This window comes from Delftia acidovorans NBRC 14950, assembly GCF_001598795.1.
GTDB classification, from domain to species: Bacteria; Pseudomonadota; Gammaproteobacteria; order Burkholderiales; family Burkholderiaceae_C; genus Comamonas; species Comamonas acidovorans.
In genome coordinates, this window is sequence record NZ_BCZP01000009.1 from 249,651 (window position 1) to 264,943 (window position 15,293).

16 protein-coding genes and 1 riboswitch are annotated in these 15,293 nt (G+C 65.1%); of the genes, 6 read left to right on the plus strand and 10 right to left on the minus strand.

The features are described 5' to 3' along the window. Positions 1–47 precede the first annotated feature (47 nt). The 7 genes from DA1_RS14395 to DA1_RS14415 form a co-directional block, all read right to left on the minus strand. Positions 48–794, minus strand: a complete 747-nt coding sequence (locus tag DA1_RS14395) for an anti-sigma factor (protein ID WP_034393791.1) — start codon at positions 792–794, stop codon at positions 48–50. After that, a complete protein-coding gene (locus tag DA1_RS14400; RefSeq protein ID WP_034393789.1) occupies positions 791–1,369 on the minus strand; it encodes a sigma-70 family RNA polymerase sigma factor in 579 nt (192 codons plus the stop codon). Before DA1_RS14400 ends, DA1_RS14395 begins: the two co-directional genes overlap by 4 nt. A gap of 65 nt (positions 1,370–1,434) precedes the next feature. Then, a complete protein-coding gene (locus DA1_RS14405; protein ID WP_034393786.1) occupies positions 1,435–2,007 on the minus strand; it encodes a DUF3455 domain-containing protein in 573 nt (190 codons plus the stop codon). A gap of 330 nt (positions 2,008–2,337) precedes the next feature. After that, complete coding sequence (locus DA1_RS14410) at positions 2,338–3,285, minus strand: Dyp-type peroxidase (RefSeq protein WP_034393783.1); 948 nt, start codon at positions 3,283–3,285, stop codon at positions 2,338–2,340. Positions 3,286–3,379: 94 nt separating this feature from the next. Then, positions 3,380–3,628 (minus strand): type 2 periplasmic-binding domain-containing protein, encoded by a 249-nt coding sequence (locus DA1_RS29710; protein WP_034393782.1) that lies wholly within the window; start codon positions 3,626–3,628, stop codon positions 3,380–3,382. Between the two features lie 387 nt (positions 3,629–4,015). Continuing rightward, entirely contained in the window at positions 4,016–4,552 is a 537-nt protein-coding gene (locus tag DA1_RS29720) for an NADPH-dependent FMN reductase (RefSeq protein WP_080736894.1), read from the minus strand. After that, a complete protein-coding gene (locus tag DA1_RS14415; RefSeq protein WP_034398593.1) occupies positions 4,549–5,748 on the minus strand; it encodes a multidrug effflux MFS transporter in 1,200 nt (399 codons plus the stop codon). Before DA1_RS14415 ends, DA1_RS29720 begins: the two co-directional genes overlap by 4 nt. 145 nt (positions 5,749–5,893) lie before the next feature. On the opposite strand from DA1_RS14415, the gene DA1_RS14420 reads away from it, so the two are divergent. From DA1_RS14420 to DA1_RS14425, 3 genes are all read left to right on the plus strand, one after another. Beyond that, a complete protein-coding gene (locus tag DA1_RS14420; RefSeq protein WP_034393780.1) occupies positions 5,894–6,763 on the plus strand; it encodes a LysR family transcriptional regulator in 870 nt (289 codons plus the stop codon). A 113-nt stretch (positions 6,764–6,876) separates the two neighbouring features. Next, entirely contained in the window at positions 6,877–7,671 is a 795-nt protein-coding gene (locus DA1_RS30435; protein WP_155294269.1) for a TraI domain-containing protein, read from the plus strand. 73 nt (positions 7,672–7,744) lie between these two features. Continuing rightward, positions 7,745–8,005 carry a hypothetical protein gene (locus DA1_RS14425; protein WP_155294268.1) on the plus strand — a complete coding sequence of 87 codons (261 nt, stop codon included), beginning with the start codon at positions 7,745–7,747 and terminating at the stop codon, positions 8,003–8,005. Between the two features lie 203 nt (positions 8,006–8,208). Here DA1_RS14425 and DA1_RS14430 read toward each other — a convergent pair whose 3' ends face one another. The 3 genes from DA1_RS14430 to DA1_RS14440 all read right to left on the minus strand — a co-directional run bounded on the left by DA1_RS14430 (position 8,209) and on the right by DA1_RS14440 (position 12,623). Further along, positions 8,209–10,407, minus strand: coding sequence for an AAA family ATPase (locus tag DA1_RS14430; RefSeq protein WP_034393602.1), 2,199 nt, complete (start codon positions 10,405–10,407; stop codon positions 8,209–8,211). Beyond that, positions 10,404–11,654, minus strand: a complete 1,251-nt coding sequence (locus tag DA1_RS14435) for a hypothetical protein (RefSeq protein ID WP_034393599.1) — start codon at positions 11,652–11,654, stop codon at positions 10,404–10,406. The genes DA1_RS14430 and DA1_RS14435 overlap by 4 nt, the downstream gene beginning before the upstream one ends. Before the next feature lie 147 nt (positions 11,655–11,801). Further along, on the minus strand, positions 11,802–12,623 hold the full coding sequence (locus tag DA1_RS14440) for a hypothetical protein (protein WP_034393597.1): 822 nt from the start codon (positions 12,621–12,623) through the stop codon (positions 11,802–11,804). A 205-nt stretch (positions 12,624–12,828) separates the two neighbouring features. Here DA1_RS14440 and DA1_RS14445 point away from each other — a divergent pair, with 205 nt between their 5' ends. The 3 genes from DA1_RS14445 to DA1_RS14455 are packed head-to-tail and all read left to right on the plus strand — an operon-like array spanning position 12,829 to position 14,925. Next, positions 12,829–13,560: a 2OG-Fe(II) oxygenase gene (locus tag DA1_RS14445; protein WP_034393594.1), complete on the plus strand. Its 732-nt coding sequence runs from the start codon at positions 12,829–12,831 to the stop codon at positions 13,558–13,560. Between the two features lie 12 nt (positions 13,561–13,572). Then, positions 13,573–14,223, plus strand: coding sequence for a DNA oxidative demethylase AlkB (gene alkB, locus DA1_RS14450; RefSeq protein WP_034393591.1), 651 nt, complete (start codon positions 13,573–13,575; stop codon positions 14,221–14,223). 18 nt (positions 14,224–14,241) lie between these two features. Next, entirely contained in the window at positions 14,242–14,925 is a 684-nt protein-coding gene (locus DA1_RS14455; protein ID WP_034393588.1) for a 2OG-Fe(II) oxygenase, read from the plus strand. A gap of 12 nt (positions 14,926–14,937) precedes the next feature. After that, a riboswitch (cobalamin riboswitch) is annotated at positions 14,938–15,256 on the plus strand. Positions 15,257–15,293 lie beyond the last annotated feature (37 nt).

Here is a 15,293-nt window from a genome sequence, read left to right on the forward strand (position 1 = left end):
AGCAGCGCGAAGAGCCAACGCGGGCACTTGAAAGTGCACACCACGCTCTAGATCTGTACAGCGCGGCCGATGAACTGAATGGGCCCTGTCGGACGTCCGCTTGGGGAGCCGCCTTCTGGCTCCAGGGTGAGCTCGAAAAGCTGATTCGGCTGCAGAGGCGGCAACTGGTCTACCGGCACTTCGATGGCTTCGCCCGGTTTGACCAGACCCAGGGACACCGGCGCCTTCCAGCCGTCGGCCTTGGTCCAGAACTGCAGGGATTTTTCCGCCGGAATGGCATCCTTGCCCAGTGGCACAAGGCGCAGACGGCCTTCAGACTGGGCCTGGACCACCCACCCGGCGGCCTGATTCTGCGGCGCGGCCAGCACGACGAAATAACGCGGGGCAGCCGGCGGTGATGCCTCTCGCACCACCAGCACAGCCGCGAGCAGTGCTGCAGCTGCAAAGCCGCCACCCGCCAAGCCGCGCCAAAGGGCGAGGCTATCCCAGTGCCACCAGGCACCACGCTGTGCGCGAACCGCTGGCCGGGCCGGCTTGACGCTGGCCGCGATGCGCTGCCACAGCGTTGCCGAGGGCTCGATGGGGGGAGTCAGCCGAACCAGCGGCAAGAGCCGTTGCTCCCACGCCTGCACGGCCGTGCGCAACGCAGGCTCGTAGGGCAGACGGGATTCGATGGAGCGGCGCTGGGCTGCATTGAGGGTGCCCAATACGTACTCGCCGGCCTGCATCTGGAGATCGTCCGGGGAGCCGTCATCCGTCGACTCTGAGGGATTGGGGTGGGTGTCGCCGCTCATTGCATGCACTCTCTCAGGGCACGCAGTCCGCGTTGAACCCAGGCCTTGACCGTACCAAGCGGCGCCTGCACACGCGCCGCAATTTCGCTGTGGCTGCAGCCGTCCACGTAGGCGTGCAACAGGCAGGCGCGGCGCTCGGGCTCCAGCCGGTCGAGGCAGTCGCCAAGACGACCCAGCGTCGCCTGCCGCTCCCATTCACTGCCGCCTTCCTTCCAGGCCAAAAGTGCGGCCTGGGCGTCATGCGCTTCATGGGCCGTTTCATCCAGCACGGTTTCGCGTGCGCCATCCCGTACACGGTTGAGGGCGGCGTGCCGCACCACGCTGTAGATCCACCCTCGACCACTTCCGCGATTGCCGTCGAAGGTGGATGAGCGGTTCCAGATGGAGACAAACGCATCGTGCAGCACGTCTTCCGCAGCGGCGCGCTCGCGGACGATGCGCAGTGCCACGCCGAGGAGAAAGCGCGCCTCGGCCTCATAAATCCGCTGCAAAGCATCGCGTTCGCCGCGTGCACATGCATGCAATGCTGCGTCATGGTCGAAAGCTTCGTTGTTCTGGGAGGCAGCGGGCGGCACGAAATGGAGCGAAGGGGGCGTTGCAGGAAATCCTTCGCCCAGTGTATCCGCGCCGCTGCCGGCTCTTACATGGGCTTCCAGAAGATGTAGTCGGCCTGGTACTTCACGGTGGTCTTCTGGCCCTTGTTGGCGGCCATGCAGGGCTTGTCAGCCGGCGCCACTCCACCCTGGAGCGCCACGCGCTGGATGTAGCTCACACCCTCCAGCGCGCCGCTGCCCATGGCTGGGTTTGCCTTCACCAGCTGGTAAGGCAGATTGCCTGCGCCGGACGGCGCCACAGCCAGCTGGGTGGCGGTGAGTTTGGAGCCGTCGTTGGCCTCCCAGGTTGCGGGGGGACCGTAGTAGCGGCCCACTTGTTTGCCCATGCGGTCCTTCAGCACAGCATCGGGTCCCACAAAGACCCATTCCGTCTGGCCAGGCGCGTTGGCCTTGTCGCGGCACTCGTAGGTGATGTCACCGCTGCCTACGGTCTCCCACGCGACCTTGTTCCCTGCAGGAACCTGGATGGGGGCGGGCAGCGATGCCTGGGAGAAAGTGCTGGCCGGCTTGTGCATCGAGCCACAGGCAGCGAGCAGGGCCGCTGTGGCTACAGCGAAAGAAACGGCGGCGGTGCGGGATGCGGAACGAGAGGTCAACATTGCGATTCTCCAAACAGTTTTGTGAAGGGGACTGAAGCAGCGCATTTTTGGGCTGCTGCTGGTACTACCCGCCATCGCATCGTTTGGATGCACCCCATGCAAAAATATTTTCGACAAATGCCAGCGCCAGACTCCATCAGACTGCGGTTGGTGACATTCTTGACCTGCAGCACCCGGGCCACCTCTCCCGAGGCGCGCGGCTCCCAGTAGGCCACGCGGCCGGTGAGCCAGGGCAGGGGAGAGAACTTGACGCCTGCTTCCCAACCATCATTGATGGAGGGCCTGAGGTTGCGATCCTGCGTGCGGCAGGCGTCGATGCCCGAGCCGATCTCAAAGATGGGCGAGCATGTCCTTTGACGGAACGAAGAAGGCAATGCCTGTCACCGCCGCCGAGAAGTCAAGGATGCGGTCATGGAGCGGGGGCGGGCTTCCGATGAACATCCGTTCGAGCATCTGCTCGATCACCCACAAGTGCCTGGAATAACCGATGAAATAGGTCCCGTACTCCTTGAGTGCAGGCCTCGCGAAGGGCATGTTGTCTCGCAGGATGTCGTGCTCGACGCCGTCCTGCGTGATGGTGCACAGCGTCTTGTGTGACTTCTGTTCCGCCTCCGAGGCATCGGGAAGCTCGGTGTTGGTGAACTTCTTTCGTCCAATGATCTGCTCCTGGGCTTCGGTGCTCAGGCTTTTCCATGCCGGGAGGTCGTGGAGGTACTTCTGTACAACGACATAGCTTCCGCCCGCATGTTCAGGATCTTCCTCGCCCACTATCGTTGAGGCCGGCAGCGCCAGGCCGACTGGATTCGCCGTGCCATCGACAAAATCCAGCAGGTCGCGTCCGTCGAAGTACCGGAATCCGGCGACCTCATCCATGTCCGCGACTGTCCCTTCCAGGGCCTCCAGGAGCATCTGCTCGAACGCCACGATGAGATCCATGGACCTGGCGCGGATGTGGAACAGCAGGTCCCCCGAAGTAGAGACTGCCACATGGGTGGCGCCCCGGATTTCGCGGAATGGATGGAGCTCGGCTGGAAGCGGGGTACCGACAAGCGGACCCCACACATCGGCACCGATGCCCACGTTGCAGGTAAAGGTCCCGGTCACGTCCCGTACAAGGACGTTCTTGATCAGGCCGTCCAGATCGCCGAGCACGGATCGCACGGTGGAGAGGGACGCTGCGTCTCTTGCAACGGTCAGGACCAGGAAGGATGCGGCGATCGACAGCGCTGCATCAATTTGCTGGGGCTCGGCCTGGCGCGGGATCGTAGGTGTGGTCATTGGAAGTACCGGCAGATGGACGAGATGGGCGTCAGGGATGGCGCATTATCTGGCCCAACCGGCCCAACCGGCCCAACCGGCACCAGGAGCAACATCACGGACGGTTTCGCCAGATCCTCACTCCCATTTTTTCGGCATCTTCCCGGTACTCCTGGATTTTCTGCTTCAGGTACTCCTGCAGCGGCCTGCCGACCAGGGAGTAGGGGTACAGGTCGAAGTTCTCCAGAAGTGCCATATAGCCAGGAAGGCCCATCGCCTTTTGCAAGGTCTCGGACCAGTAGCGTATTGCCGATGGAGGCGTGCCTGCCGCCATATAGAGACCCCTGACGGTCATCTGGGTCACATCGACGCCTTGCTCCGTTGCGGTCGGGATGTGCGCGAGTTTTCCGGGTACGCGGATAATCGCATCGGGATTTCAAGAGTAAATCATGCGGTGCGAAGTGTTCGATTTACGGCTGACTGCATCGACGCATCCCTGTACCGTGCGCGGCCATGGATACACCGTCGTTTCGCAGCCAGCACATGCCAGTTCGCCCTTCCCAGGAGCTCCCGTTCTTAGGGCGTGATCCGCTGGACCATGGCTGTGCGATCGCTGGGCTATGTCGAGTAACGTCTGCATGGTCGCCCTCTGCGCTAGCAGAACTTCGCCAGCCACGACGGTCAGCCATTGCCGAAGTAGTTCAGTTACGGTCGGTGAACTTAGCCTTCACGTCTTACGTGACTGAGCGGGTCAAGCACGAGCACTTATAACCAGCGCTTCAAGATCAAGTAGAAATGACCTGATTTGTGACTCGTTCTCGGGTAGGCATAGAAACTTCACTGCGTCTTCCGGGGATTTCCCAATGAGCGGGATACGCAAAAACAGATGTTCAAGAAAATTGCTGCTTACGGTCGAAAGTACCAGCCTCAGCGAAGCCAACATATCGTCACCTCGGTGCGATGCATGTACCAAGGCAATCGGCTTGCCGATCACTTCGACGCGTGAAACCAACCAGTCGATTGCATTCTTGAGGCCGCCGGGAATTGCACGGATGTATTCGGGGCTCGAGATGATGATGCAATCGTGTGCGCAGACAATTTCCAGGAATTCACGCACGGCCATGGGCGTTCTCTCCCCTTGCGCATCCGGCGAGAAAACGGGTAGTGCCTGGAGACCATGAAAAACTGAGACATCAATGCCCAGCGGCGCCAGGTTTTTCATGGTTTGCAACAACGTCGTATTCGTGGATGCTTCGCGCGTACTGCCTGAAATAGCCAGGATTTTCATGATGTCCTCTTTGCTTGCCAAGCATCGGCCATGCCGGGCCGGCGTCCGGACCATGGCAGGCAGGCGCACAGCGCGATCAGGCCCAGCACCAATACCGCGCCTCCAAGCACGCCGAGGCCCGTACCGAAGGCCGCGCTCACGCCCATCGCCACCAGCGCTGCGCTGCCGATCTGACAGAACCCGACCAGCCCCGATGCAGTGGCCGCATGCCCGTGTTCGCTGGCGATGGCCCCGGACACGCCCAGCGACAGCGACGAGCCATTGGAGAGACTGACCAAGCACATCGGCAGCACCACGGCTGCCGCGCCCTGCAGCCCCGATTCCACCACGGCCGCGAATGCCACGCCGCCAAGCACGAAGCACACGACGCCGGCAAAGAGGATGCGGTCGTAGGGCCAGCGATCAAGCAGCTGCCTGGCAAGCAGGTTCGCGCCGATGATGCCCGCCGTCAGCGGCAGGTACAGCCAGCCGCTTTGTTCCTCGCTCAGCCCTTGGCGCGCAAAAAGAAACGGCGACTGGGTCAGGTAGACGAACCAGGCGCAATAGATCGCGCAGACCACCAGCGTATAGCGGCGAAAAATCCGGTCCCGCAGAACATGACTGAAGCCAGCAAAGGGCGCGGTGCGGGTACGGGCGGCAGAGGGAAGCGTTTCCGGCAGCCACTTCATCACCATCAGCAGAGCCACGACGCCAAACGCAGCGACGAACAGGAAGTCAGACCGCCAGCCGAAAGCCGCAGCCAGGTGCCCGCCGATGGCAGGCGCCAGGGCGGGCGACAGCGACACCAGCGGGTAGATCACCGCATAGACCTTGGCAGAGGTACGTTTGTCGCAGGTGTCGGCGATCAGTGCCCGGCCCACGACCAGGCCCGCAGCCGCGCCGACCGCTTGCAGCATGCGCCACGCCAGGAAACCGTTGTAGCTGGCGGAGATGGCGCAGCCCACCGAGCCGACGATGTAGAGAGCGATGCCAGCCAGCAGCACGGGCTTGCGGCCATTGCGATCCGACAGCGGGCCGTAGGCCAGCTGGGCAATTGCCAGTGCCAGCAGGTAGAACGAGACGGTCTGCGGCATCTGCCAGTCGGCAACGCCAAACTCCGTGGCCATGCCCGGCATGGCGGGCAGATAGACGTCCGACGCGATCAGGCCGAAGGCACTGAGCATGGCGACGGTCAAGGTGAAAGATAAGCGAGGCATGGCAGTTCCTGGCAGCCAGGCGAACGGGCTGCGCGTCAAGGGTTCAGAAGGGATGAGCGCCATGCTACGGAGCTGCCTTCAATGTGAAAATGCACAAAATAGCAGCCTATAGCTGCATATTTGCAGTACGAGCAATGGGGCAGCGATGAATTGGGATGACGTGCGGATATTCCTGGCAATCCACCGTGCAGGCACCCTGCGTGGGGCGGCTCAGCAACTGGCCATCGACCAGACCACGGTGGGCCGGCGCCTGGCCGGGCTGGAGCGGTCGCTGGGCAGCCGGCTGTTCCTGCGCACCACGGGCGGCCTGGTGCTGGCCGGAACCGGCCAGGAAGTGCTGCGCATGGCCGAAGACATGGAGCGCATGGCCGTCTCCTTCGAGCGCCGCGGCGAAGGTGCCGATGCGCGTGTGGCCGGGGAGGTGCGTGTGACCACCACCGACGCCTTGGCGGTGGATTTCGTGGTTCCCGCCCTCGAACACCTGCGTGCCCGCCATCCCGAGGTGCGGGTGATCCTGAGCACCACGAGGCGCCAGCTCGATCTAGCGCGACGGGAAGCCGACATTGCTGTCCGCACCCTGCGGCCGGAGCAACCGGACCTGATCGTTCGCCAACTCGGCTGCTGGGAAGTGGGCTTGTACGCTACCGAAGGCTATCTGGCAAAAAATGGGGAACCGCAGCCCGGAAAAGGCTTTGCAGACCACGACATCGCGCTCTACCAGGAGGGTGTGACCGGCCGGCAGGACGACACGCTGGCAGGTGAATCCAGGGCACAGGGTCGCATAGTTGCCGAACTGGATTCGAGCCTGATGCTTGCGACCTTCGTGCGCGCTGGCCTGGCCCTAGGCGAATTACCCGAATACGTGGCCCGACGCGACCCCACGCTGGTCAGGATGTGGCCGCAGTGCCAGCGGGCCAAGCCCTACGAGGCGTGGTTGGTGTTGCACCAGGACCTGGCGCGCACGGCCAGGGTGCGTGTCGTAGTGGAGTCGATCACCGCGGCTTTCGGCGATTGAAAGGCAGACATGTGCAAGCCACATATTTGATTTGGGTGGCGACGGCCGAGAGGCGATAAGGACGAGCAGCGTTTCATCTTCGAACAATGAACTGAGCTGCGGGCAGTTCAGATGTGAGCACCGAGGTGAGTGCTACGACCTTGGTCGTGGCCAAGCGCTTGGCGGATTCGGTGCGCGAATGGATCAAGCGCAATGAGTCCGATGAGGCTGTACCAGGGGACTCGAAGAACGATCGGCTATTCGACACCTGGCAGGACCATGGCGTCATCGACCTGAACCCGGCTACCGGGCAGGCTATCTGGCATGTGACAGTGCAAGGAGAGGCATCCGAAGCTGCGGCAGATCGAGGAGGTTATGAGCACGACCTGGCCATGCTGCGATTTCCCTTGGCCAAGGTCTTTTCGCACGAGAGCAAGTATCCGGCGCCCATGCAAGGCAGATTGGTCCTGCGGCAAAAACGCAAGGATGAGGCCGGTGAGGGCGCTGCCTCACAGCAGGCCGTGCAGCTGCAGATTCCTGCGGCAGGTTCTGGTGGTAAGGAGGATGCGGCAGGCCATGCACCCGAAGTTGCAGCATTACCAGCCAGTGCTCGCGCGCCTGCAGCTGCTCCCAAGGTGCCCAGCAAGCAGGAATTGAAGCTTGCGGCAGTCATGCGTGAACCGGCATTCAGGGCGCCACCTGGTACGGCAAAGCGGCCTGCGGCGAAATCCGAACGCGGAACCGGCGATGCGACCGAAGAAAGGCCCACGGCCGCCGAAGCCGGCGCGGGCCAGGGAGGAGGGCGGTGCGATGCGCGAGCAATCATCGGAAGCTGCCGCAGGCCTGGACGAGGCCCCGGCTTCGCCAGAGCCTCCAGCACCGCCTACCGCCCAAATTCTTTCATCCGAAACTGCCGCAATACCCACTGAGGCGGCCATGACACGCACGCCTGTATCCGCGGCAACGAAGCGCCATATGAGCGTAGCTGCGGAGTTTCGGAGCTTGAGCGACGAACTCGATGACTTGCCACCGGTCGTGGTGCGTTCCAGGACGGAGCCGCAGGCTTCACGCGCGGATGAGCCCCAGCCGGTGCTGCTCTTGCAGCAACGACTCAAGATCGAAGGCCAGGAAAGGCCTGCGCACGAGCCCAGCGAGTTGGCGTTGGACTTCATGCGGTGGGTACAGCAGGGCTTGGTCGATCGTGCGTGGTTCTGGTGGAGCTTGGTCTGGAGTGGCTTGCGCAATCCTCATCAGGTGTTCTGAAAGCTTAGCGCTGGAGTCAACGAAGAAACTTCTGAACATAACGTCCGCATAGTTGGTGAATGCTACCGATATGAGTCGCTTTAAAGCTCACTTTTCTGGCCGTCATTTGATTGATACGATGTATATTATGTTAAATAACAAACGCAGATAACGGCCTGAAAACCAAGTCATGGCACTCCTCCAGTGCCTTGCCTGCTTCGTTTTCAGCTGTTCAAGGCGGTTTCCAGGCCTTCAAGCTCCTGCTTCAGCAAAAGCGCAGTTTCCTGTGGCTCGAACTGACGCTGCAGCAGCGGGATGGTGAAGACGTAGCTTGCATCGTGCACGCCGTGGGTTTCATCGCGGCGCAGGACGTAGGCCAGTTGCAGGCGCGCCAGGGACCGGCGCAAGGCCTGGGCCTGGCCGGTGGCGCCGTGGGACTGGACCAGGGCGTCGAGTGCGGTCAGGCTGGTCTGTCCTTGCTGGGCCGTGTGATAGACGGCGATGCGGTCCAGGCGGCAGGCCTGTTCGTCGGTGCTCAAGCGGCCCCATCCCACCAGCGCGTCCTGCACGGGCTGGGATGCCATGGCCTGGCGCAGGTGGCGTTCTTCGATGACGCGTTCGTCGGGCCCCAGGGCTTCCAGGCATTCCTGGCAGAGGATGGCGACCAGGTTGGCGCGCCTGCCGCTGGCCTCTATCAGCCGCTCGGCCAGAGCGTCGTTGGCAAAGCCCAGGCGCAGCCTGCGCAGCGGTTCGGTGGCCAGGGCGTGACATGCCGCTGGCTCCAATCCACCAATGGCCAGGATTTCGCCGAAGTTGCGCAGCGGCGATTGGTAGTCGAGCAGCGCTGCCGCGTACAGATCCCAGAATCCCGCCAGCATGAACCAGCAACGGCCCTCCTCGCTCAGCGCGCGCAAGGCGCTGAGCTGGGGGTAGCCATTGCGGGCTTCGTCGCGGAAGAACAGGTCGGCCTCGTCGATCAGCAGGTACAGCCGCCTGCCCTGCGACTGCTTTTGCAGGTGTTCGATGATGGCCTCCAGCGGTGTTTCCACGGGAAGGCCGAACTGCGTGGCCAGGCGCGGCGTAAGGCGGTGGTCGCGCAGCGAGATGTAGTGGCAGGCGATGGCCGGATGCTCCTGCAGCCGCCGCTGCACGGCCTTGAGCAGGCTGCTTTTGCCGAGCTGGCGTCCTCCCACGACCAGGTAGTTGGCCGGTTCGCGGTTGAGCACGCGGGCCAGCAGGCGCTCGCGGCCAAAGAAAACGTCCTCGCGCGTCACGCCGCCGCGCGTCTGGTAGGGCGATATGCGCGTGACCTGCAGCTGCGTGGCCAGCAGCCGCAGCAGCACCTGGTCCGGAGCGCCGCCCAGCAGCCATTCGGTCTGCCCCGGGCTGTCCAGCAGCACGTGCAGGTTGGCGCGGTCCTGGGCATGGCGCTGCAGCAGCGGCATGGGCGACTGGGGATGGTGCGAGCTCACGATGAGCACCACATCGCCGCCGGTTTGCAGCAGGCGCAGCTGGCGCACGAGTTCGCCCTCTTCCAGCTCCGCTGGGGGCGCATAGACCAGGCAACGGCCCAGGGCGATGGGCAGCTCGGGCGGCAGCGTCCACTCGAACATGTCGCCGGGCACGGGCCACTCGCCTTGCGCCGGTTTGCAGACGGCGGACAGGCGTTCGGCCAGCGCCCGCACGCGGGCGCCTGGGCTTGCGCCGGCAAGGCGCAGGGCCCGCTGCCAGTCCGGCGGGCGTATGCCCGCAGCGCGCAAGACGGCGGAACGGCGGCCGGTGAGCTGCAGCAGCCGGTCCAGCTGGGGCAGATGCTGGTAGGGCTTGCGGCGCAGGCGCTCGGGCTTGAGCTGTGCCGGGCCTATCAGCGGATGGCGCACCAGCCACAGCAGGGCCAGGCAGCCAAAGACCAGTGCGCTGGTCCAGATGACGCTGCGCAGCCATCCAAAGGGTTCATGCTCGGGCTGGCCCGGCGAGGGGCTGCAGTTCAGCGGCAGGTAGCGCGGCGGAGTCGGAGGCAGGCCGCCCTGGCAGCTCCAGTCCCAGCGTTGCCTGTCCAGTTGCAGCAGGACCTGGGTTCCGGCGAGCACGCCCATCTGGCTGTCGCGCACCACGTCCGCCTGCAGCACGAATGGACTGGGCGAGCTCATGCGCACGCGTGGTTCGGCAATGTCCGGCGCCACGCTGGCCAGGTCCTGCGGCCAGCTTTCATGCTGGCGCACATAGTCCATCAGGGCCAGGCGCCACAGGATGATTTCGTTCCAGACCCGGCCCGAGCTTTCCGCGCCCTGCAGGCTGCTGCGGGTGACGGGGTTGTAGCGGGGCAGCAGGATGGCCGTGCCGATGAACAGCGTGACCAAGGCGAGCAGCGCGGCGCGCCACCAGGATCTGGGCAGTTGCACAAGCCGACCCAGGCCGCTCATGCCTGCAGCACCGCCACGGCGGCTTCGCGGGCAATGTCGCAGCGCCAGTGCAGATGGGCACCCTCACCTGCTCCGCGCACCTGCAGCAGATTGCCCCAGAACAGGCGCCGCAGCACGGCATCCTGCAGATAGGGGCGTGCACGGCCCAGCGATGCCGCATCCACCAGCCCGCGCAGTTGCTCGCGCGTGGCAGGTTCCTGCGCCAGGGGCAGCAAGGTCTGCCACAGGCGGGCGCTGGCCACCAGATGGGCGCGCAGCAGGGGCGAGTGCACGGAAGCGACGCCCACGCCCTGCTCCATCAGCCATTGCAGCGCTTCCTCGAAAAGCGCGGGATGCCCGCCCGTCAGCGCCTGCAATGCCTCGATGACCTCGGCCGGCCAGGCCGTGCCGGGCCAGCGCTGGTGCGCCATCAGGGCCAGGTCTTCCAGCGTGGGATCGGGCCAGTGGGCCACCTGGCCGATGTTGAGCAGCGACAGGTCACCGCTGCGGTACTTGAGGTCGGCCAGGGCCTCGCTGCCGCACAGCAGCAGGTGCAGGCGGCCGCTGTGCATTTCGCTGAGGCTGCGCAGAATGCCGGCCAGTGTCTCGCGCAGCTGCGCCGTGCCCTGCTCGAAGCGGCTGACCAGGCAGAACAGCCGGCCGCCGGCCAGCAGGCGCTTTTCCAGCAGGGCCTCGAATTCGTAGTCCGAGCCCACTTCGCCCAGCCCGCATTGCCGGCCCAGGGCCGCAAAGTAGTCGGCCGCAGCCGTGCTCACGCTGTAGGGCGGCTGGATGTGCAACACCGCCTCGGCGCCATACTGGGCGCGGGCGCGCAGCAGCAGTTCCTGGCGAAACGGGGGCTGCCCCCAGTGCGCGGGCGACAGCAGCATGGTGATGGCATAGGGCCGGGCATGGGCCAGCTGGGCGAAAAGCCGGTCCATGAAGCCTGCAAAAGGCTGGGCGCCAGCGGCGGCGGCCTGCAGCGGAAACTCCGTGGCAAAGCCAGCGGCGGAGAACAGGCGATTGGTCTCCGCCTCCGTCAGACGCAGGTACTGGGCGCAGGCGGCCAGCCGGTCGCGCGAGCGCGGATTGGGCAGGGAAACCCCATTCCTCCAGTTGTTGACGGCTTCCCGGCTCAGCCCGATCTCGGTGGCCACGCCCGAGGCGCTGGCGCGGATGCGGCGCATGTACAGCCCCAGCAAATGGCCGAAATCCTCGTGAACGCCTGGTGCCACGGCAGCTCCCTGTTCAATGGCGGTGGGCTGCATCAGCGACGGCTCCGCTCAGGAAAACAGCGCCTGCTGGCGCAGATCCATCCTGCCGGGGCCATGGTCCGTATCCTCATCCTGTTCACCCTCTCCTGGGATTCAGCTGGTCTTGTGCAATTTGTTTCATTTTGCCGAGCGCGGATTGTCTCAGGATGCGGCATCGCCGCCACCCTGCCCCGCAAACTCCCGTCGCGCGCCGGCCATGCGGTACAGAGGCAGCACCACCGCCAGCACCAATCCCAAAGCCAGCCAGAACCACAGGCCCTTGCCTCTGAAGGCCAGGGCCGCAATGACGGTGAAGGCCACGGCCTCGCACAGCCCGCGAAAGCCGGCCCGCAGCATGAACAGCCCCACGATGCCCTGCACGGGCGACACGCCGCTCTTGCGCAGGCTGGCCATGGTGTCCAGCAGGGCCTGCACGGATTCCTGGGCCTGGCGGTCACGCTCCTGGTCCCGCTCGCGCAGCCGGGTGATGGCCATGGGCTGGGCCGGATTGGTCAGGGCGGTGCCGTCGGCGCCCTCTTCCTGGCCGGGCTGCGGATAGACCTCGCCATCCGTATCGACCAGCACCTGGCGCTCCGGGTAACGGGACAGCCAGGCGTGGTGGCTGACCCATTGGCCAGCATCGAAGTGGTAGCGCTCGCTCTCGCCCACCTGGTCGTAGAAGACATGCAGCACCGCCGCCTGCAGGCCGTGCTGGAACAGCGTCTCCAGCAATCGCCAGGGCATGCCGGCCGTGGTGCGGGTGTCAAAGCCCAGCTCCAGGTGCTGGGGATGGCCCAGGGCGCTGGCATTGGCCCAGTCGTCATCCCACAGCGCGGACCGGTCCAGGGCGGGGTCCAGCTCATGGATCCAGCGCTCGGCCTGCTCCCAGGACTGCCGGGCCAAGTACTGGCAGATCAGTTGCACGCGGCGCAGCTGCAGGGGCGTATCGAAGAAAAGATAGAGGTGATGGACGTTGCTGGACATGGCGGGCCTGAGGCGTTTGCAGGAATGCCGCGATTGTTCAATTGCAGCCGCCAGCCGGCCCTCCCAGGCCTGTCCAGCAGGCGGCTGGCAGGCGCTCCCACCGGTTGACATTCTGTCCACTGCAAGAAGCGGGATGCAGGCGCTGCGGCGGCGCCCTAGACTGCGGCAATTGCCCACAGCGCCCATACCGCCAACCGCGCCCGCCATGCACAACCTCCGTCTTTTCGACAACGAAGCTTGCGAATCCGCCCCGCCCGGCCACTGGACGCAGATGGAGCACCAGCTCGATGAGCAAGGCTGCGCGCGCCTGCCCGGCCTGCTGGATGCGCAGCAGTGCCGCGACCTGGCCGCTCTTTACGCAAGGGAGGACGGCTTTCGCTCCCGCATCGTCATGGCACGCCACGGTTTCGGGCGCGGCGAGTACCAATATTTCGACTACCCCTTGCCACCGCTGCTGCAGCGCCTGCGCGAGCAGCTGTATCTGCGCCTGGCGCCGGTGGCCAATCTCTGGAACCAGCGCATGGGGCTGGAGGTGCGCTATCCGGACCGGCTGCAGGACTTCCTGGCGCGCTGCCACGCGCAGGGCCAGTTGCGGCCCACGCCGCTCATCCTTCAATACGGTGCGGGCGACTACAACTGCCTGCACCAGGATGTCTATGGAGAGCATGTGTTTCCGCTGCAGGTGGTGCTGCTGCTGTCGCGGCCCGCGCGGGACTTCACGGGTGGCGAGTTCGTCATCACCCAGGCCGATGGCGACCGGCAGCGGGCCGATGTGATGGCACTGGACCAGGGCGATGCGCTGGTCCTGGCCGTGCGCCACCGGCCCGTGCCCGGGCGGCGCACCGGCTACCGCCGCGTGGCCATGCGCCATGGGGTCAGCCGCATCCACAGCGGCCATCGCCATACCGTGGGGCTGATCTTTCATGACGCACTTTGATGGATGGCCGGTATGAGCACGCTGGATCTTTTCGCCGATGAACATCCCACCGGGGCCGAATCCATAGGTCCGCAATCCGTGGTGCTGCGCGGCCATGCCCTGCCCCATGCCGTGCAGTTGCTGGAGGCGGTCGAAGGCATTGCGGCGCGGGCGCCGCTGCGCCATCTGGTTACGCCGGGCGGCTTCACCATGTCGGTGGCCATGACCAACTGCGGCGCGCTGGGCTGGACCAGCGACAGGCGCGGCTACCGCTACAGCGCCATCGACCCACTCAGCGGCCAGCCCTGGCCGGCCATGCCGGCCGTGTTTGTCCGGCTGGCGGGCGAGGCGGCCGCTGCGGCGGGGTTCGATGGCTTTGTGCCCGATGCCTGCCTCATCAACCAGTACCTGCCCGGCACCCGGCTTTCCCTGCACCAGGACCGCGACGAACACGACCTGGGCGCGCCCATTGTCTCGGTGTCCCTGGGCATGCCCGCCACGTTTCTGTTTGGAGGACTGGCGCGGACAGACAGCACGGCCAGGGTGCCGCTGCAGCATGGCGACGTGGTGGTCTGGGGCGGTGTGGATCGGCTGCGCCACCACGGCGTGTTGCCGCTCAAGGACCAGCCTCACCCGCTGCTGGGCGGGCGGCGCATCAATCTCACTTTTCGCAAGGCGGGCTGAATGGTTGGACGGTCTGAAATGGATAGGCTCAACGGCCAGGATCGCTTCGCCCGCCTGGATTGGGCGCGGATTGCCGCTGAGCTCGATGCCGAAGGCCATGCCCGGCTGCCGCAGCTGCTGACTGCGGATGAAAGCCGCGCCTTGGCCCGCGAGGCGGCAGCCGCGTCTGGCCTGCCGCCCTGCGTGCAGGCATGGCGCCCGGTGCTGTACGGGCATCTGCTGGCCCTGGCCAACCGCTGGCGCGAACACATGGGCATGATGCCTGGGTTGCCAGGCTGCTTCGAGGATTTCATGCGTCCGGGCCGGCAAGCAGGCCAAACGCAGCCACAGCCACATCTGCTGCGCGTGCCGCAAGCGGGTCATGCCCCGCTGCGTTCATACAGCGAAGGTGCGGCGGTGTTTCCGCTGCAGCTGGTGCTGCTGCTGTCCCGGCCGGGCCAGGATTTCGAGGGCGGCGAATTCGTGATGACCGAGCAGCGCCCGCGCATGCAATCGCGCCCCATGGTGCTGCCGCTGGGCCTGGGGGATGCGGCCATCATCGCCACGGGGCCGCGCCCGGTGCGCGGTGCGGCGGGCTTTTACCGCGTGCATCTGCGGCATGCCATCAGCCGCGTTCACCGTGGCGAGTGGCTGGGTCTGGAGCTGCTTTTGCACGACGTGCCCCAGGCGCCAAAGGCTCTGCAAACGGACCGCTGGCTATAATGCCGCGCCTGCAAAGGCATCCGTGCAACAGGTGTCCGCATGCCAGCCATGGGGATGAAACGGGAACAAGGTGACTGCCAGCAAATGCTTTTTGCGCTGCCGGCACAGGCCTTGGCTGCCCCCGCAACGGTAAACAAGTCAAGGCGCTCCATGCCTGTCCCGCCAGTCTCCGCAACCCTGCGGAGGGGCGATGACAGGCTGTCACTGGTTCATGGCGTGGTCTGCAACATGCAGCTTTTCGCGGGTGGATTGGGAAGACGGGGCGCTGGGCGGAAGGCATGTCCTTGCGCCGCTTGTGAGCCCGGAGACCGGCCTGCTGCGTTTCGCGCCTGCTGTGCAGGCGTTTTCTTGACTGTCTGCGGGGTGCG